At 52.0% G+C, this 17,498-nt stretch carries 17 protein-coding genes; 12 read left to right on the forward strand and 5 right to left on the reverse strand.

Annotation, left to right across the window (positions count from 1 at the left end; genetic code table 11):
* Nucleotides 1–93 precede the first annotated feature (93 nt).
* The 6 genes from MTP43_RS00635 (at nt 94) to MTP43_RS00660 (ending at nt 5,987) form a co-directional block, all read left to right on the forward strand.
* Complete coding sequence (locus MTP43_RS00635) at nt 94–1,539, forward strand: hypothetical protein (protein ID WP_242983861.1); 1,446 nt, start codon at nt 94–96, stop codon at nt 1,537–1,539.
* Between the two features lie 105 nt (nt 1,540–1,644).
* Nucleotides 1,645–2,133, forward strand: coding sequence for a CHC2 zinc finger domain-containing protein (locus MTP43_RS00640; protein ID WP_097785644.1), 489 nt, complete (start codon nt 1,645–1,647; stop codon nt 2,131–2,133).
* Nucleotides 2,087–3,436 carry a DNA primase family protein gene (locus MTP43_RS00645; protein WP_238057192.1) on the forward strand — a complete coding sequence of 450 codons (1,350 nt, stop codon included), beginning with the start codon at nt 2,087–2,089 and terminating at the stop codon, nt 3,434–3,436. Before MTP43_RS00640 ends, MTP43_RS00645 begins: the two co-directional genes overlap by 47 nt.
* A gap of 123 nt (nt 3,437–3,559) precedes the next feature.
* Nucleotides 3,560–3,871, forward strand: coding sequence for a helix-turn-helix domain-containing protein (locus MTP43_RS00650; RefSeq protein ID WP_113620665.1), 312 nt, complete (start codon nt 3,560–3,562; stop codon nt 3,869–3,871).
* A gap of 15 nt (nt 3,872–3,886) precedes the next feature.
* Nucleotides 3,887–5,272 (forward strand): site-specific integrase, encoded by a 1,386-nt coding sequence (locus tag MTP43_RS00655; RefSeq protein ID WP_113620666.1) that lies wholly within the window; start codon nt 3,887–3,889, stop codon nt 5,270–5,272.
* Nucleotides 5,273–5,738: 466 nt separating this feature from the next.
* Nucleotides 5,739–5,987 carry a DUF6061 family protein gene (locus MTP43_RS00660; protein WP_112121638.1) on the forward strand — a complete coding sequence of 83 codons (249 nt, stop codon included), beginning with the start codon at nt 5,739–5,741 and terminating at the stop codon, nt 5,985–5,987.
* A 312-nt stretch (nt 5,988–6,299) separates the two neighbouring features.
* Here MTP43_RS00660 and MTP43_RS00665 read toward each other — a convergent pair whose 3' ends face one another.
* Nucleotides 6,300–6,914 carry a PBECR4 domain-containing protein gene (locus tag MTP43_RS00665; protein ID WP_223386733.1) on the reverse strand — a complete coding sequence of 205 codons (615 nt, stop codon included), beginning with the start codon at nt 6,912–6,914 and terminating at the stop codon, nt 6,300–6,302.
* A gap of 280 nt (nt 6,915–7,194) precedes the next feature.
* Between MTP43_RS00665 and MTP43_RS00670 the strand changes: the two genes are divergently transcribed.
* Nucleotides 7,195–7,398 carry a DUF6061 family protein gene (locus tag MTP43_RS00670; protein ID WP_146746938.1) on the forward strand — a complete coding sequence of 68 codons (204 nt, stop codon included), beginning with the start codon at nt 7,195–7,197 and terminating at the stop codon, nt 7,396–7,398.
* A 73-nt stretch (nt 7,399–7,471) separates the two neighbouring features.
* Here MTP43_RS00670 and MTP43_RS00675 read toward each other — a convergent pair whose 3' ends face one another.
* From MTP43_RS00675 to MTP43_RS00690, 4 genes are all read right to left on the reverse strand, one after another.
* On the reverse strand, nt 7,472–9,826 hold the full coding sequence (locus MTP43_RS00675) for an ABC transporter permease (protein WP_249234982.1): 2,355 nt from the start codon (nt 9,824–9,826) through the stop codon (nt 7,472–7,474).
* Complete coding sequence (locus MTP43_RS00680) at nt 9,823–10,506, reverse strand: ABC transporter ATP-binding protein (protein ID WP_005942816.1); 684 nt, start codon at nt 10,504–10,506, stop codon at nt 9,823–9,825. The genes MTP43_RS00675 and MTP43_RS00680 overlap by 4 nt, the downstream gene beginning before the upstream one ends.
* 101 nt (nt 10,507–10,607) lie before the next feature.
* Nucleotides 10,608–11,645 (reverse strand): sensor histidine kinase, encoded by a 1,038-nt coding sequence (locus MTP43_RS00685; protein WP_112148507.1) that lies wholly within the window; start codon nt 11,643–11,645, stop codon nt 10,608–10,610.
* 9 nt (nt 11,646–11,654) lie between these two features.
* Nucleotides 11,655–12,335: a response regulator transcription factor gene (locus tag MTP43_RS00690; protein ID WP_112146629.1), complete on the reverse strand. Its 681-nt coding sequence runs from the start codon at nt 12,333–12,335 to the stop codon at nt 11,655–11,657.
* Nucleotides 12,336–12,678: 343 nt separating this feature from the next.
* Here MTP43_RS00690 and MTP43_RS00695 point away from each other — a divergent pair, with 343 nt between their 5' ends.
* From MTP43_RS00695 to MTP43_RS00715, 5 genes are all read left to right on the forward strand, one after another.
* Nucleotides 12,679–12,885, forward strand: a complete 207-nt coding sequence (locus tag MTP43_RS00695; protein WP_162789024.1) for a hypothetical protein — start codon at nt 12,679–12,681, stop codon at nt 12,883–12,885.
* A gap of 547 nt (nt 12,886–13,432) precedes the next feature.
* A complete protein-coding gene (locus tag MTP43_RS00700) occupies nt 13,433–13,879 on the forward strand; it encodes a plasmid mobilization protein (protein ID WP_249234983.1) in 447 nt (148 codons plus the stop codon).
* On the forward strand, nt 13,842–15,404 hold the full coding sequence (locus MTP43_RS00705; protein WP_249234984.1) for a relaxase/mobilization nuclease domain-containing protein: 1,563 nt from the start codon (nt 13,842–13,844) through the stop codon (nt 15,402–15,404). Before MTP43_RS00700 ends, MTP43_RS00705 begins: the two co-directional genes overlap by 38 nt.
* 192 nt (nt 15,405–15,596) lie before the next feature.
* Nucleotides 15,597–16,049 carry a CHC2 zinc finger domain-containing protein gene (locus tag MTP43_RS00710; protein ID WP_256266048.1) on the forward strand — a complete coding sequence of 151 codons (453 nt, stop codon included), beginning with the start codon at nt 15,597–15,599 and terminating at the stop codon, nt 16,047–16,049.
* The gene (locus tag MTP43_RS00715) at nt 16,012–17,358 is read left to right on the forward strand and encodes a DNA primase family protein (RefSeq protein WP_006735274.1); all 1,347 of its coding nucleotides are present in this window, start codon (nt 16,012–16,014) and stop codon (nt 17,356–17,358) included. Before MTP43_RS00710 ends, MTP43_RS00715 begins: the two co-directional genes overlap by 38 nt.
* Nucleotides 17,359–17,498: the final 140 nt, after the last annotated feature.

The following is a 17,498-nucleotide window of genomic DNA, read 5'->3' on the forward strand; positions in this document are numbered from 1 at the left end:
TGCGCGGGTCAAGGGCGGCAGTCTTGCCCAGTGGATGTGATGCCCTGCGTCATATCCTACTGGGTATTATCTGGCGCATAGCAGGCGGCAGATTTGCAGCTTCGCTGCACCGCGTTGCCTCTACCCCGCGCACAGCGTTCTCTGCGTGACCCCAGAAAGGAGAGATGGTCGCTGAAACTGACCCGACACAATGGCCGCGCCGGAAAGCACGGCACTTATAACCCAAAGCACAATGACCGCAGTTTTGAAATTGCCAACAGCGAGCATATCGACCCGGAACGTGTCCAGCAAAACATCTATTGGGATTGCTACAACGGCATCCGCTCTGCTCTGCAGCCCAAGAGTGAGGAAAGTCTGGCTGACACTTTTGAAGAAGTTGAAAAGCTCTACTACAAACTGCATTACACCAACTTCACCGAAAAGCAGAATGAGCGCAACGCCAAAATCCGGCACACGGAACGAAACCGTTCTCCCGAAGATTTGCTTACCAGCAAGAAAACCTGCCCCGAAGAAAGCATCTATCAGCTTGGAACGCTGGAGAGCCACGCTTCGCCCAAAGAGCTTTTTCAAATCGCCACAGAATTTATGGATGAGTTCCATGAGCGTTTCGGCAAACACGTTCACATTCTGGATTGGGCCTTGCATCTGGATGAAGGTACGCCGCACATCCACGAACGCCATGTGTTTGACTGTGAAAATAAGTATGGAGAGATTGCTCCGCAGCAGGAAAAGGCATTGGAAGCACTGGGTTTTGAACTGCCAAAACCAGACAAGCCCCTTGGTCGCTACAACAATCGTAAGATCACATTTGATGCAGCCTGCCGCACGATGCTATTCGAGATTGCCAAACGCCACGGCTTGGAACTGGACGAAGTGCCGGAATACGGCGGACGGGCTTATCTGGAAAAGCGGGACTATATCATGGCAAAGCAAAAAGAACAACTTGCTCAACAGGAAAAAGCCGTACAGAAACAGACCGCTCAGCTTGAAAATTTGAAACAAGAGAATGAGAAAGCACAGCATCAGCAGGTTCGCCGTACAACCTATCAGTCCCTAACACTTCTGAGCAACGATAAAAAAATTCAAAAGCAGGAAAAACAGTTAAGTGAACTTTCTCAGAAGATTGAAGATACCGAGAACTTGTTGGATGAGATTTCTGCGGTTGCCTACGACAAAGCTGTGGCTGTTGTTTCAGAAAACGCTGTGAACGATGCTTTGAAAGCAAGCACAGAACAGGTCGATATATATTTGGACTGGCTGAAAGAGCCGGGGCGAACGGCAAGCAAGGAAACATTGGACTACACCACATATCAAATCACAACGCTGCGGAAAAATATTATTGCAGCAGTAAACAGGATTACCGCAAGATTGAAAACTGTCCTTATAAAGCCGGAAATCAAAAAGCCTGCCATCGAGCAAATCAAAGAAAATACTCGTCCGTCTGTTCTACAAAAGCTGCATCAGAGGCAGGAAGAAATCAATCAGCGTGAGCAGACATGCACCAAACCGAAGAAGCGCAGTCATGGCATGGAACTGTAAAGGAGGAAAATCTTCAAGAACAACAATTTATTTGAAGTCGTAAAGCTGAATATTACCGCCCGACAAGCCGCAGAAGCCTATGGTTTTCGTCCAAACCGCAGCAGCATGATTTGCTGTCCATTCCATGCAGACCGTAATCCCAGCATGAAAGTGGACTCTCGGTTTCACTGCTTTGGCTGTGGAGCGGATGGTGATGTGATAGACTTCACCGCAAAACTGTTTCAACTGTCCCTGCTACAAGCGGCTGAAAAGCTGGCTACAGATTTTGGGCTTTCTGCAACAGGCAATTCTCCACGATTCCTCTGCAAACCCGTGGAAAAGCCACTAAGCCCGAAAGAACAACTTTACAAAATCTTGTGCAGCTATCGTTCTCTGCTAGTAAATTGGCGCATGGCCTATGCACCCAAAAATCCAGAAGTATCCCTGCATCCTTGTTTTGTAGCAAGTCTACACTATGCAGACCGTGTGCAATATCTGCTGGATATTCTTTTGCAGGAAAGTCCAAATGAAAAGCAACAACTATTGAACGGAAAGGAAGTGACCGCCCTTGGAGAAGCAATCGAACGATGCAAAGAAACCGAAGAAGCAGCATAACACACCTGCTCGGAACTGGGTGGGTGACAACGGAAAAATCATCGAACCGCTGTTTGCAGACTACTTTTTGAGCCTGCACCCCATGCGCTGCTTTCAAGGCAGATTGTTCACGGTGGATGGCATGATCGAGGATGAAGCCCCATTGAAAAAGGAAATCTATGAGCAAGTCCGCTATTACGCTACCACCAGCATAGCACGACGTATTGAACATATCATGCAGGCCATCAAGCTGGCCTGTGCATCCGAACCACCGGAGATTCAAACAGACCGCATCCATGTCCGAAACGGCACATACTTTGTGGACGGTCACTTTACCCCTGAAAAAGAATACTGCATGAACCGACTGCCCATCGCCTATGTGCCAGAAGCACCAGCACCGACACGCTGGCTGCAATTCTTGAACGAACTGCTATACGAAGAAGATATTCCGGCCTTACAAGAATACATTGGCTATTGCCTGCTGCCTGTTACCAAAGCGCAGAAAATGCTGCTGATGGTCGGCAAGGGCGGTGAGGGAAAATCCAGAATCGGGCTGATCCTGCGAGAATTGTTCGGCAGCAGTATGTACACAGGCAGTCTGCAAAAAGTGGAAACCAATCGTTTTGCCCGTGCAGACTTGGAGTACAAGCTGCTTTTGGTGGACGATGACATGAAAACTGAGGCCCTGCCGCAGACCAACAACATCAAGACCCTTGTTACACTGGAAGATAAAATCGACATTGAGCGCAAGGGTCAGCAGAGTGTGCAGGGTACGCTGTATGTGCGGTTTGCCTGCTTCGGGAATGGCAGCTTACACGCACTCTATGACAAGTCCAACGGTTTCTATCGCCGCCAGCTGTTGCTCACCACTAAGGAAAAACCTGTTGGCCGGGTGGATGATCCTTTCCTCATTGACAAGATGCGGGGTGAAAAAGAGGGTATCCTGCTTTGGGCATTGGAGGGGCTGCATCGGCTGATTCGGAACAACTATCAGTTTACCATCAGCGAACGCACTGCGGCAAATCTGAAAGAAGCAATGGAGCAGGGCAATAATATCCTGGGCTTTCTCAAATCCGAGGGTTACTTTGAAATTCGGCAGGGGACCAAGTGCAAGTCTACCGATTTCTATAAGGTCTATGAACGCTGGTGTCTGGACAATCTGGAAAAGCCACTGGCGGCTTCTACCTTTATCCATCACCTGAAAGATAATCAAAAAAGTCTGGGCATCGTCTATGATGATAAGTGCATTGGCACAAATCGGGGCTTTCACAATGTAGACGTTGACCTGTTTTTACCCGTTGATGTTCCCAGTCCGTGGGATTAAAAAATAGAATCAACTTGAAAAAGCCCTGCTCAGCCTGCTCACAGTGTGCAATAGGCGCAGGATGAGCAGAGTGAGCAGGTGATTTTGAATTTATATCAAAAATAAAACATGGAGGTTTTGCCTATGAACAAATCTCGGCCTGTTGCGACCGAAACTGTGAAATCCTTGGATTATACGAAAAATATCTTGCAGACCATTCCGAATAACGATACAATGGAAGTGGTCACTCAAACCAATGCCGTCAAGTCTCCGACTGACAGCCTGAAAGCCACAACACTGGTGTACACGGTGGAGGAAATTGCGCAGATGCTGTCCATCAGCCTGCGCTCTGCTTACAACCTGTGCAACAGCACCACCGAATTCCGTGTCCTGCGGGTCGGCGGAAGCATCCGCATCCCGAAAGGCGGCTTCGATGCGTGGCTCCGGGCAGCTTGAAAAAGGAGATAACGTATGGCATATATTACGAAACGCGGCAGCTCCTATGGCGTCCGCTATACTTACCAAGACGAGCAGGGTAAAAACTGCAACAAATGGGAAAGTTTTTCCACGAAAGAGGAGGCAATAAACCGCAAAAAACAAATCGAACATGAACTGGCAAACGGAACGTTTCTGATTCCGTCCACCATCACCGTCAAAGAGTTTTTGATGGAGTGGCTTCCCAAACAGTGCAACAAGCACAAGTGGGCACCGCAGACCTATCAATCCAATCTGGGAACGGTCCAGAACCTCATTATTCCGTACATCGGCGATATGCAGATGCAAAAGCTCAAGCCTTACCATCTGGAAGACCTGTATTCTACCCTCAGCAAAACGCCTTGTGGCCAATATCTTGAGGGCAAAAAGCAGGTGCTTTCGGAAAAACAGCAGCAGCGGCTTCTCTCTGGAACAACCATCCACGAGGTGCACCGCCTGCTGCGGACAGCGTTCCAGTATGCGGTGGAGTGGGGCATCCTCATCAAAAGCCCCGTTCCGGTGGACAGCCCCAAGAAATCGATTCAGGAGCGCGCCATCTGGGACGCGGACGAGATGTGGGCCGCACTTGCCAGCATGGAGGACCCGATTCTGCATCTGGCAGTCCATCTTACGCTGGTGGGTGCACTGCGTGAGGGCGAAGTCGCTGGTCTGACCCCGGAAGACCTTGATTTTGAGGGAGCAGACGGCACCGGCACATTCCGCATCAACAAGTGTATGCAGCGTGTCCAAAAGGCATCGCTGGCAAAAACGGGCAAGGGCTGCATCTTGCAGGAGTTTGAGGATAAGCGCGAGGGCAGCACCACAACGCTGGTGCTCAAAAAGACTAAAACAGCATCTTCCAACCGAACCATCTTCATGACGACAGTGTTGAAAGAAGAACTGAAACACTGGCTAAAGCGTTTGGAAATGGACGAAGCCGTTGAGCCGGAACGCTATCGCAACAGCGGAATGCTCCTGCGTCTGCCCAACGGTCTGGCGGTAGAGCCGATCCTCATCCGCAAGAAGTTCATCAAGTGGCAGGACGAGCACCCGGAGTTCACTCGCATCGTGTTTCACGGCCTGCGGCATTCCAGTGCCACCTACCAGCTGATGATCTCCGGCGGCGATGTGAAAGCGGTGCAAGGCACAACGGGCCACGCCAGTGCCAATCTGCTGGTCAACACCTATGCGCACATCCAGCAGGATTCCCGCAAAAAGCTGGGTAAAAAGTTCGAGAAAGGCTTCTACAAGTCGGGAACAACACCTGTGCAGGCTGCCCCGGTTGAAGCAGAACCGACCATCTCCGTGTCGGCACTGCTGGAGCTTCTGAAGGACGCAGACCCCTCTATAAAAGCGCAGCTTCGCCTTGCTCTGCTGACCTGAATTGCAAAAAATAGCACGAATTGCAGAGTAATTCACAGACTTACTCTATCTGACACGAAAAATGCGGACCGTGCAAAAACCGTGCAGAGACCGTGCAAACGGCGTACAAAAAGAAAATCCCACGAGGAATCTTACGATTCCTCGTGGGATTTTGGTGCGCTCGAGGGAACTCGAATCCCTGGCCCTCTGATTAAAAGAATCCAAGGTGCATCATTCGTCAAATTTCAAAAGTTCGAAGAAGCGTTATTTTTATCGTATCATCGCAAAACACGCCTTTGCACACACCGCATTATTTGCATACAGTGTAATGCTTTGCAACCGTTATCCAGCTATTCAGGTGTGCAAAAAGTGTGCAAAAATGTGCAGACGGGCAAAACAAAGCCCAATGGACAAATCAACCACCGGTTTTATGGCAGGGTTTAGGACATCCGAACAGACACCGTTTGATATAGAAATGAGGTTCACCATGAACAAACTGCTTTCCTGCTGCTTCAATATGGACACCAACCGGGTGGAAGCCCGGTTCGAGGATGGCACCACTCTTGCCATCGACTGCATCGCCGTGGAGGACGAGTACGGCAGCACCCCGGCACAGCGGGCAGAGCTGGACTGGCTGCTGTACAATAAGCCCTTGGAGTACGCCCAGCTTGTGCTGGGTGGGGAGGTGGAGCATTATCTGTCGCTGGGATGTGACCACGGCAGACTGAAAGATTGATTACTTTGAAAGGCCATTGCCATTTGAGTACCAATCGAATATACTATAAACAGGAGAGCGGACGTCACTCCGCTGGTGTGGCTGACACCTAAAATCCGATCTGATGCAGGACGTAAGGGCCTGAGGCTGGCGGGCAGCGATAAAACCCGAAAGCGATGCAGGACATAGGAGCCTGAGGTTGGCGGACAACGATAAAATCAGTCGCAAGGGACATTGGACAGCACCACGGTGTTGTAGATGTCCTTTTTATTTGCAAAGAAAATGATACCCACCCGCCCATGGTTTTTCCATGAGTGAGTGGGCATCGTTTTGTTAATCGAGATTTTTCGGCAAGCGGTCATACAGAACCACCGTATCCTGCGTTTCAATATGTACACGCTCTTTCTTCAGGAGCGTTCGAGAACGTTGGTTTGCACGGTAGTCACGGCCACCTTCTTCAAAAGCAGAGCAGCACAGAAAGTCACATACCGCATTGCCGGAAGGGGATTCCCGGATAATGAACACAAAGGCAGTTGGTTCGATCCGGCTGGAAATCAAGTAATCCGCTTTGATTTTGGTCACGAACGGATAGAACTGGGGCATATAGGAGAACAGATCGAACTCCTGTTCCAGTATTTCTTTCAACCGCACCAGTGCCAGCAGACGTGGTTTCACATACTCCTGATAGAGTGTGCCCTTCTTTACCTTGTCGTAGGTGATCTTATCAGACAGAATCATATCAACTGTCTTGCGTGGACTATAGCGGGGCAAGGCGATGTCTTTCAGGTAGTGGAACCCAGCAAGGTGAGGGAAGTCCTCTGGCGAAAATGTCAGCTTGATCTCGTGCAGTTCACCCTTATAGCCGTAGGTGAAAACATAGTGGTACTCGGTCAGTTCTTTCCAGACTTCTGCTGCCCGATACAAAATATCCTGATGTTCGTCCTGCACATTTTCGCCTTCCCTCAAAAAAATAGAAGCCCTGCCGAAAGGCAAGGCTCCTATTAAGCGTTTTCTTTCGATTCATCGAATCTATTCGGCTTGTGGTTATCGCTCAACCCACGGTCTGGCTCCACAATCGGCTGATACCGAACCAGTCCACTGCTTCATCGCCACCGATAGCTGGTCAATGCCGCTATCCTCTAGCTTTATTATACCACAAAAGGACGTAAGTTCAAGCGCTTAAATTTAAAAGCACTCAATCATATTATATGCTAAAGGGGTTTGGCCATTGCTACGTTTGCGAACGTCATACACCACCCTTGCCATCGACTGCATCGCCGTCGAGGATGAGTACGGCAGCACCCCGGCACAGCGGGCAGAGCTGGACTGGCTGCTCTATAACAAGCCCTTGGAGTATGCGCAGATGATGCTGAGAGGGGAGATGGAGCGTTATCTGTCGCTTGGCTGTGACCACGGCAGACTGGAAGATTAAGCCCTTATAAAGAACACGATACCCACCGACCTATGGTTTTCGCCATAAGCTGGTGGGCATCTGTTGTTCTGGTTTATAATTCACTGATGGTTGCAGTAATGGGCTGCATGAGGATTCGCCTGACCGGGTTATATACTGCCAGCACCACAGCCGCCAGCACGACTATGACGATCACGGCAAGACAGCCCCACGGCATCTGCCACGCTGCACCGAAATAATGGGTGATGAGCAGGATATACAGCTTCCGATTCAGCACAAGACCCAGCGCAATGCCCACCACAAGACCGGACACCGCATAGGTGCCAGCTTCGGCAGAGATCATGCGTTTCAGCTGTGCATCATCCATCCCGATGGCACGCAGGATGCCATACTGCTTCATTCGTGCCGACACGCTCATGGAAATGCTATTGATGATGTTCAGAATGGTGATTCCTGCAATCACGATGAGAAACGCATAGACCACCAGATGGAACGCCCAGTAGGTGCTTTGTATCATCCGATTTCCTTCGATTCGGTTGGAAAAAACAACCTGCTTGTTTAACGTGTCACTCAGCAGGGTGTGTATTTGTGCAATGGCTGCGTCTGCTGTGGTATCTTTTAGTTGAATATCGATCACCGCATAGCGGTTTTGCCCGGTCAGCTGATGGAAGGTTTCTTCGGTGCAGATAACAATCGGGGAATCGGTACTACTGAACGGGCTGTCGTTCAATACACCCACGACTGTGAGCTTTGCATCCTCCAGCTGAATGGTATCACCCACGGTCAGGGAGTTGCTTTTGTCGAATACCGTCAGCACAGGGTATGTGCCATCCTCCGGCTCCTGCGGAAGGGTTCCGCCAATCAGGTCTTTTTTCGCCCAGCCAAACTGTATAGTATCGTATGAAATCAGGTCGATGGACCCCTGTTTTCCCTGATATTCCGCCGGGAGCGGGCAAAACATCCGCCCGAATGCGTGTTTGACTTCCGGCAGAGCTTCCAGCTGCTCCACCAGTACCGGGTCAAGGACATTTTGCCCGGATGTTTCAGCCACCGATAAGTCCGGTGTGTAGGGCTGCAACGGATTCAGCGCAAATCCAACCCATCGAAGCAAAACCGAAAAGCTCAAAAACAGGAGAATGCTTAACGCAAAGGAGCCTGTCATCAAAAGCAAGTTCTTTTTGGACGAGGTTGCATGGCTCACGCCCAAAGAAAGCTCTGCACGACTTCCAAACAACCGAGCATGACACGGAGAATCCGCTGCATTTTCCACCGCATTCCCAGTTGCTGCTGTGATCGGAGAAGCTTTTGCCGCCCGCCGTGCCGGAGAAGATGCCGCGAACCAAACTGTGATAAGTCCCAGCGCAGAACCACAGATAATACCGACCGGGCTGATGCCAAGCACGGGTAAAGAGCTGAACTCCTCGCCGATAAATCCACGCAGGAAGGAACACAATCCCCATGTGGAAACGATTCCCAGCACACATCCTGCTGGAACAGCAGTTTTACACCAGAAAAGAGCTTCCAGCCGGACAAGCATCCGAACCTGATTTTTTCCTGCCCCAAGACAACGCAGCATTCCATAATAGCTGGTACGCTGCGCTACATTGCTGTTGATGCTGCCTGTGATCATAAAAATTCCGGCAAGGACGACCATGCCAGCCAACACAGCCGCTACCGCATATAAGCCTACAATATAATCGTTGTTGCTGCTTGCGTTCAACGCCATCAGGTAAGTATTTTCGGAGATTTTTTCTTCTGAAATTCCGTACTTGTTTTCGATGTTCACAATGGACTGCCGCAAATTGGTACGTGGCTTGAACTGGATGAAATACTGTGTTTCAAAGGATTCTTCTACCTGTGCGGCAATCTGAGAAAATGTACTGCGGTTCATCACCAGCACAACAGCATCATACTGGTTCGCATCGGAGGTATCCTTATTGAAACCTGCGACAGTAAGCGAAATGGTCTGTCCATCCAGGAGCGTCAGCGGAATCGCTGTACCGACCGTAACATCCAGCCAATCCCGGATGTTTGCTGTCACGAGCACTTCGCCATCCGCCGGGGCAGTGCTACACTGCATTCCCGGAAAGATTTGAAGGATCGCATCATCTGCTCCTACCAGTGCGGCACGTTTATCTCCGGCAAAGTAGTTTTCCGTAAGGGAAGCGTTGATGTCGCTATACGCCGAAAATGCAGCAACATCCTCCTGTGCGGCAAGCTCTACGGCTGTTTCAGGGGAGATGTCCTTTACCATGATATGCCAGTTTCCGTTTTTGTTCAGCTGGTTTGAGGTTTCCATCCGAATCGCCATATCTGCCATACTGAACACCGCCGTGACCAGAAACACCGCAAGGACGATGCACAAAATCGTCATGCGGTTCTGCCGTCTGCGTACCTTGGCAGAAAGCGGGATCAGGCTCAGATAGCTTTTCATTTCTGTGCTGCTCATTCCCGGCACCTCCCAAAATCGGTCAGGCAGCCGTCCGATACCTGCAACACCCGGTCTGCCGTCTGCGCAATGCTGCGGTTGTGGGTGATCATCAGGATGGTCTGCTCGTATTTCCGGGATGTTTCTTTTAGCAGGGCAATGACCTCGCTGGTGTTCTGGGTGTCCAGATTGCCGGTCGGCTCATCCGCCAAAATCAGTGAAGGGCGGGTCATCAGGGCACGGCCAATGGCTACCCGTTGCTGCTGCCCACCGGAAAGCTGGCTTGGCAGATGCTTTCGACGGTCTTTCAGATTCAGCACGGTCAGCAGTTCTTCCAGATATGCCCTGTCCGGCTTTTGGTAGTCCAGCAGCACCGGGAACAGGATGTTCTGTTCTACGGTCAGTTCCGGGATGAGGTTGAATGCCTGAAAGATAAAACCGATATTGCGGCGGCGGAAGATCGTCAGCTCCCGGTCTTTCATGGCAAAAACATCCTTGCCATCAATCAGCACCTTACCGGAAGTCGGCGTATCCAGTCCGCCAATCAGGTTGAGCAGGGTGCTTTTGCCGGAGCCGGATTCGCCAACGACCGCCACATATTCGCCTTTCGGCACTGAAAAGCTAACATCTTTCAGCGCATGGACAGCAGTTTCTCCGCTGCCGTAGGTCTTGCAGAGATGGTTGACTTCTAATAGTTCCATAGTGTATCCCTCACTTTGCAGATTCCTTCGATTCAGACGGATTATTTCTGTCTGTGCAGAAAAGGATAACACGTCAACCTTACTGCAAGCCTACACGCAGCCTACAATTTTGTAGGAATCGGAAAATTCAGAGTAAAGGTCGTGCCCTTTCCCAGCTCGCTGTCTACTTCAATGGTGCCGTGATGGGCTTCCACAACGGCTTTTGCCAGCGGAAGACCCAGCCCGATGCCCTGTGTATCCTGTGAAAAGCGGCTGCGATAAAACCGTTTGAAGATATGGTACAAATCTTCCGGGTGGATGCCACTGCCGTTGTCGCGCACTTTGATCTGAACCATGGACGGCAGTGCATTCCACTCTACCTGAATCGTATCTCCGCTCTTTGTGTGGTCAAGGGCATTCTTTACAAGATTGTCCACAGCTTCCTGCATCCAGTCACGGTCGCACCAAAGTGTAACCGCCTCTGAGCCAGACAGAACGAGCTTTTTCTGTTCCTGCTCTGCACGATAGTTATACTGCCGCGCGATGTCCTGCACCATTTCAGCAACATTTTCGTTTTTCTTCTCCAAGACGACCGAACCGGCATCCAGCCGGGTGATTTTGAGCAGATTCTGCACCAGCGTTTCGATGCGGTCCAACTCCTGTTCGGACAGGTCTGCAAACTCTTTGACCTCCGACGGCGAAACAACTTCGTCCTGAAGCAGACCGTTGTAGATATTCAACGCCGCCAGCGGTGTTTTGAGCTGGTGCGAAATATCTGCAATGGTATTTTTCAAAAAACGCTTCTCCCGCTGCTCGTTGTCTGCGTGTGCGCTCAGAACTGCCGCCAATGCATTAACGGAGTGAAACAGACGGTAAAGTTCTCCCTCCCGGTCGCAGTCCAGTCGTGCATCCGGGTTACCATCCAGACAGCTTTGGATTTGCTGGACTGCCTGTTCCAGAAGCGCGCTCTGCCTTTGGAAATAGCGAAAAAGCACGCCCCAGAGACAGCCGCCCAGCAGCAGAAAAACCAACAGTAACCCGAAAGAAAATACATGCGTTGTATGCCATACGATGCCCTGCGTGAGAGCCAATGCCACCGCCCAGACCGACAGCACTGTCCGGAACAAAATCCGGATTTCCCGGTTTGCGAATACTTTCATACGGCACCTTTACCCATTCCATTTATAGCCCATGCCGCGGACAGTCAGCAGCATCTGCGGTTTGCCGGGGTCGTCCTCAATCTTCATCCGCAGCCGCCGGATGTACACTGTTAAGGCACTGCTGTCAATGTAATCCCCATCGCAGTCCCACAGTGCATCCAGAATTTGTTCCTTGGATAGCACGGCATTCGGATGCTGCATAAAGAAGCAGAGCAGCTTGTACTCTGCGCCGGTCAGTTCCAGCAATACTCCGTTTTTGTATGCCTGCCCCTGCAACAGCCGGACGGTGATGCTGCCCGATTCCAGTACGGGTTCTCCTGCGCTGGACGCATTTGCACGGCGAAGCAGTGCATTGACCCGTGACAACAGGACACCCAGCTTGAACGGCTTGGTCAGGTAATCATCCCCGCCCAGTTCCAGCCCCATGATGATATTCATTTCCTCATCCGAAGCAGTCAGGAACAGAATCGGCACGTTGGATGTGCGCCGCACCTTCTGGCAGAAATCGAAGCCAGAGCCATCCGGCAGGGAAACATCCAGCACCAGCAGGTCATATTTTCTGTCTGACCACAGCACCTCGGCTTCTGCCAGCGTCCGGGCTGTATCCAGTGCAAAACCCTGTTTCTTGAATGCAAAGGTCAGCCCACTGATCAGGCTCAGATCATCTTCCAAAAGGAACAGTTTTCTCATGATTCCCTCTCTTTTCTGCATTTTGTGTGTCCTACAGGTTCAAAAGCATTATAAGTTTTTTCTGCGAACATTACAATGTGCGAAACGGAAATTGTTTCTTGCCGTGTGTTAAATATAAGTCCTACTATCACCGCTTTACTGAAATAAAATTTGCAAAACCATCTTGACGCTCGCCGCAATCCGTGATACCCTTTATCGCAAATCCCACCGAGCTTGTCGGGGCAATGCCCCTCCATCTTGCTTGCGCAAGACCGCTCTGCCGCTTAAAAGCCCCACTGGGGCTTTCATTGCTACGCAAACGCGGACTTTCAGAAAAGTACAGAGCGGCGAGGATTTATTCCCCATGAAGATTTTTACCGCCCCGCAACACACCCGATTCATTTTGCCGCTTACTTCACCCGACAAAATCATCGCTGCGCTGCGTGGGCGGTATTTTTCTTTTTCACAAATAAAATCTTATGTAGTTGTTCAATCTTCCAAAATTTATTTTTGGTTGTTGACCGCACAACCGCAAAGTGTTATTCTTGTGCTTGAAAGAAGCAGGTTGTAGTGTCCACACTGCGTCCGGCTTTCTTCATACTGTACCTTGAATCTTACATAAGCCGTCTGAACGAGATACTGCGCCATGACCTCACACTTTCTGTGGGCGAGCCGGACAACGCCGCTGCAAAACAGGGGCAGGAACTGCGTTCGGTGTGAACGGTGACCATGAGCAGGGGCTTTGCCTTTTCACACGTTTTGCTCTGCAAAATTTTCAACGTGCATTGCGGTTCAACTTCTGAAATTTTCAGTGTTGCACGGAAAGGGCGAAAGCAAGTATCGACCTGTGGCCACAAATTTTCAATGCTTGAAGAATTGCTGTCCACATGGTCTAGCACTTGTCGGAGTGAGACTCCTCCATTTGCTACGCAAACCGTGCTGCCACTCGAAAGCCCCACTGGGGCTTTCGTTGCTGCGCAACCGCGGTCTTGTTGGGGAGTGCCTTCCCCAAACCCTGCTCCAGCGTTGCGCTGGTTTCAGCGCAAAAGCGGCGTGTCGCATTACATAGCCCTCTCCATCCCGGAGCGGGCATTTATCATTTTCACAGGAGGTCGAATATGGCTGAAATGAAAAGTCCGAACGTACACGCAAAGAAGAACCGCAATGACACGCCGCAAAAACGAAAGACACACATCATCAAAGTCAGGGTGACCGCAGAAGAAAAACTGCGGATCGCATACGCCTGTAAAGAACTCCACCTCACCCAATCCGAACTCGTCCGCCGTGTCCTGTACGGCGTAAACGTCAAGCACACCGTTGTGGTGGCGCAGGGCGGCGAGGATGCACTGGCGGCGCTTGCTACCTTGTCTGCCCAGTGCAGCAAGGTGGGAAGCAACCTCAACCAGCTTGCACGGCACTTTAACTCCGGCGGCAAAGACACCGAGCAGCTCCGGGCGCAGATTCTGGAGGAACTGTCCGCACTCACGAACTTTCGGCTGAAAGCCGAAGAAACGGTTGGTGAACTGTATGGCAACCATCAAGCATTTGACCTCGAAAAACTCTAACTATGCCGCCGCCGAAAGCTATCTCACCTTTCAGCACAACGAGTACACCGGTCTGCCCATTCTGGACGAGAAGGGCAGACCCAAGCTGCGGGATTCGTACCTGCTCGACACCCTTGAGTGCGGCGAATCCTCGTTCGCTATGGCCTGCCTGATTGCCAATCGCAAGTACGGCAAGAACGGCAGGCGGGAGGACGTGAAGACCCACCATTATATCATCAGCTTCGACCCGAAGGACGCAGTAGAGAACGGCCTGACCATGGAGCGGGCGCAAGCCCTTGGCTTGCAGTTCTGCAAGGAAAATTTCCCCGGTCATCCCGCCATCGTCTGCACCCACCCGGACGGTCACAACAGTGCAGGGAACATCCACGTCCACATCGTCATCGGCAGCTTGCGTGTCCGCACCGTGGAACGGCAGCCCTTCATGGACAAGCCGTGCGACTGGGAAGCGGGCAAGAAGCACCGCTGCACTTCTGCCATGCTCCGGCACCTTCGTGTCGCTGTCATGGAGATGTGCGAGCAAGCCGACCTGAACCAGATCAATCTGCTGGAAGCCCAAGGCGACCATGTTTCGGAGCGCGAGTATTGGGCGCAGCGGCGCGGACAACGCCGTCTAGACCATGCCAACGCCAAACTTGCCGCCGAAGGGCAGCAGCCCACCCAGACCGTCTACCAGACCGAGCTGGACAAGCTGCGAAAGCAGATCTACGCTGTGCTGAACAAGACCACCACCTTCGAGGAATTTTCTGCATTGCTCATGCAGGAACACGGCATCGCCGTGAAGGAGAGCCGAGGCCGGTTGAGTTACTGCCCACCCGGTCGGACAAAGTTCATCACCGCCAAGAAACTGAGCAAGAAGCTGGAAAAGGAGCAGGTGCTGACCGCCCTCTCCCAGAACATCCAGCTTGCAACCGCCATCCAGCCCGCCAGCGAACAGAAGCCGGATAAGATCAGGAAACTGGTTGACATTCAGGCGAAAGTGGCTGCGGGCAAGGGCATCGGCTATGAGCGTTGGGCGAAAAAGTTCAACCTCAAACGCTGGTCGCAGACCTTGTGTCTCCTGCAGGAGAAAAAGCTGCTCAGTGAAGATGCCCTGCACCAGCGCATTGCCGAACTGAAAATCCAGCACGACGATGCACTGGCGGTGGTCAAAGACTTGGATGCCCGCATGGTCTCCCTCAAGGAGATGCGCGGGCATCTTGTGGTCTATCGGCAGTACAAGCCTCTTGCACAGAAGCTCCAGACTGTGCGGAATCCCGCCAAGTTCAAGGAGCAGCACCGTGCAGAGTTTGCTGTGTACGAGGCCGCTTGCGCCTATTTCAAGGCCAACGGGCTCAGGACACTGCCAGACCTCAAAAAACTGGATACCGAATACCAGACCCTTTCCTCGGAGAAAAACGGGTTCTACACCCGCTACAAGAAAGCGCAGATCGAACTGCGTGAACTCCGCACCGCACAACAAAACGTGGAAGCCTTCTTCCGCAAGGAAGAGCGCAGCCACGCCGTACCGCAGCAGGAGGTCAAATGAACAACACTCTGACGGATCGATGTGTGAATAAACCCAACCTCACCCACGCCCCTCACCGGGCTTCGTCCTTTCGCCTGTACCCCACCCATTGGGACGGAGGGTAGCACCTCTGTCTTTTCGGACGTAAAGAACGCCATCTCGACCCGGCAGGCAGCGGAGCTGTACGGCTTCGCCGTAAACCGGAACGGCATGATGTGCTGCCCCTTCCACGGGGATAAACACCCCAGCATGAAGGTGGACAGCCGTTTCCACTGTTTCGCCTGTCAGGCAGATGGCGATGTGATCGATTTTGTCGGCAGACTTTTTCAACTTTCTCCCTATAAGGCCGTGGAAAAGTTGAAGAACGATTTCGGCATGGCACTTGCCGACGGCAAGGTGCGGCTTGCTCCCCGCAGACCGCCCACCGTCCGGCAGCAGCTGCTGGACTATTACCGCTGTCTGCAGCGTTGGCGGGTCCGATACGCACCGCAGTCACCCACAGAAGAACTTCACCCCTGCTTCCTTGAAGCGATAAAGAACCTTGACATCGTTGAATATTATCTGGACTGTTCGGTGCTCCCGGACCCGCAGACCGAAAACGAGCTACGGAAGTATTGGGAGGGATTGCATGAGCGACTGGAAAAAGAGGAACGAAGATTGGCGTGATGAGGACGAACTGGAAGAAGAGGAAGAATGCGAATGCCCTTGGGTAGACAGCAAGGGCAAAGTGCGTGAAACCGCTTACTGCCAGTACCTTTTAGAGAAGCACCCCATGATGTGCCTGAAACAGAAGCTGTTTGACCAGAACGGCGAGGTGGACGAGGACGCACTGCTCTACGAAGTCCACAGCGACCTCCGTGACTTTGTGCTCGACAACCTTGCTAAGAAGGAGAAGCAGGTTCTGGACGCACTCCGTATCGAAACCTATACCCCTGAATGGAAACCCCAGCTTGACCGCATCCATCTCCAGAACGGAACCTACTTTCTGGACGAGCGGGGCTTTGTGCCGGAAAAGGAACTCTGCCTGAACCGGCTCCCCGTGGAATACCAGCCCGATGCCCCCGCACCGACCAAGTGGCTGGAATTTCTGGACGGTCTACTGATCCCGGAGGACATTCTGACCTTGCAGGAATATCTCGGCTATCTTCTGATCCCGTCTACCAAGGCGCAGAAGATGCTGGTCATGACTGGCAAGGGCGGCGAAGGAAAATCCCGCATCGGCTTGCTGCTGAAGAAGCTGTTCGGGGAAGCCTCTCACTCCGAATCCATCCTCCGCATCGAAACGAACCGCTTTGCCAGTGCAAATCTGGAGTACAAGTTGGTCATGGTCGATGACGACCTGAACATGGTGGCTTTGCCCGAAACACGGAACATCAAGTCCATCGTTACCGCCGAAGACCGTTTGTGCATCGAGCGGAAAAACAAGCAGGCTGTCCAAGGCCTGCTGTACGTTCGTTTCATCTGCTTCGGCAATGGCAACCTTGTGGCTGCTCACGATGACAGCGACGGCTTCTGGCGCAGACAGATCCTCATCACGGTAAAAGACCGTGACCCTGCCCGGGTGGATAACCCCTTCCTCATCGAAGAGCTGTCCGAGGAGCGTCCCGGCATCCTGCTGTGGATGCTGGAGGGGCTGCACCGTCTGCTGGCGAACCGCTATCAGTTTACCATCAGCGAGCGCTCTATCCAGAACCTCGAAGCAGCCATGGCGGACAGCGACAACCTGACCCAGTTCATGCAGGCAACGGCGTATGTCCGCTTCAAGCCCGACACCGAGGAACGCTCCACCTATCTCTACCGCGCCTACACCAAGTGGTGCGAGGATAATCTGGAATCGCCTGTTCCGCAAAAGAAGTTCAGCCAGTTTCTGCTGAAAAATGCAGGGAAGTATGGCCTGACCTTTTCCAAGCACATCGAGGGAAAGTATCGCGGCTTCCGGGGCGTATGCGTCCACCCCGCCTTTGCTGCGGCATAAAACACACGAAAAGTGAAAATCTCCCGCCCTACGCGCCCCAAATCAGTGGTTTCGACTTGTTATCGCTGTTTTCTTCGGGTTCGTGTCCGCCCCTTCCGGGCGGATGTGGGGCGGCAACACGCCCTTCGGGGCGGGAGAGA

This window comes from Faecalibacterium sp. IP-1-18 (genome assembly GCF_023347355.1).
GTDB classification, from domain to species: domain Bacteria; phylum Bacillota; class Clostridia; order Oscillospirales; family Ruminococcaceae; genus Faecalibacterium; species Faecalibacterium prausnitzii.

Bases quoted from the DNA above. Each gene is read 5' to 3' on its own strand.
- MTP43_RS00640 (WP_097785644.1), top strand. From the start codon at position 1,645: ATGATTTGCTGTCCATTCCATGCAGACCGTAATCCCAGCATGAAAGTG.
- MTP43_RS00680 (WP_005942816.1), bottom strand. From the start codon at position 10,506: ATGGAACTATTAGAAGTCAACCATCTCTGCAAGACCTACGGCAGCGGA.
- MTP43_RS00685 (WP_112148507.1), bottom strand. From the start codon at position 11,645: ATGAAAGTATTCGCAAACCGGGAAATCCGGATTTTGTTCCGGACAGTG.
- MTP43_RS00650 (WP_113620665.1), top strand. From the start codon at position 3,560: ATGAACAAATCTCGGCCTGTTGCGACCGAAACTGTGAAATCCTTGGAT.
- MTP43_RS00695 (WP_162789024.1), top strand. From the start codon at position 12,679: ATGAAGATTTTTACCGCCCCGCAACACACCCGATTCATTTTGCCGCTT.
- MTP43_RS00675 (WP_249234982.1), bottom strand. From the start codon at position 9,826: ATGAGCAGCACAGAAATGAAAAGCTATCTGAGCCTGATCCCGCTTTCT.
- MTP43_RS00705 (WP_249234984.1), top strand. From the start codon at position 13,842: ATGGCAACCATCAAGCATTTGACCTCGAAAAACTCTAACTATGCCGCC.
- MTP43_RS00690 (WP_112146629.1), bottom strand. From the start codon at position 12,335: ATGAGAAAACTGTTCCTTTTGGAAGATGATCTGAGCCTGATCAGTGGG.
- MTP43_RS00710 (WP_256266048.1), top strand. From the start codon at position 15,597: ATGTGCTGCCCCTTCCACGGGGATAAACACCCCAGCATGAAGGTGGAC.
- MTP43_RS00660 (WP_112121638.1), top strand. From the start codon at position 5,739: ATGAACAAACTGCTTTCCTGCTGCTTCAATATGGACACCAACCGGGTG.
- MTP43_RS00700 (WP_249234983.1), top strand. From the start codon at position 13,433: ATGGCTGAAATGAAAAGTCCGAACGTACACGCAAAGAAGAACCGCAAT.
- MTP43_RS00715 (WP_006735274.1), top strand. From the start codon at position 16,012: ATGAGCGACTGGAAAAAGAGGAACGAAGATTGGCGTGATGAGGACGAA.
- MTP43_RS00655 (WP_113620666.1), top strand. From the start codon at position 3,887: ATGGCATATATTACGAAACGCGGCAGCTCCTATGGCGTCCGCTATACT.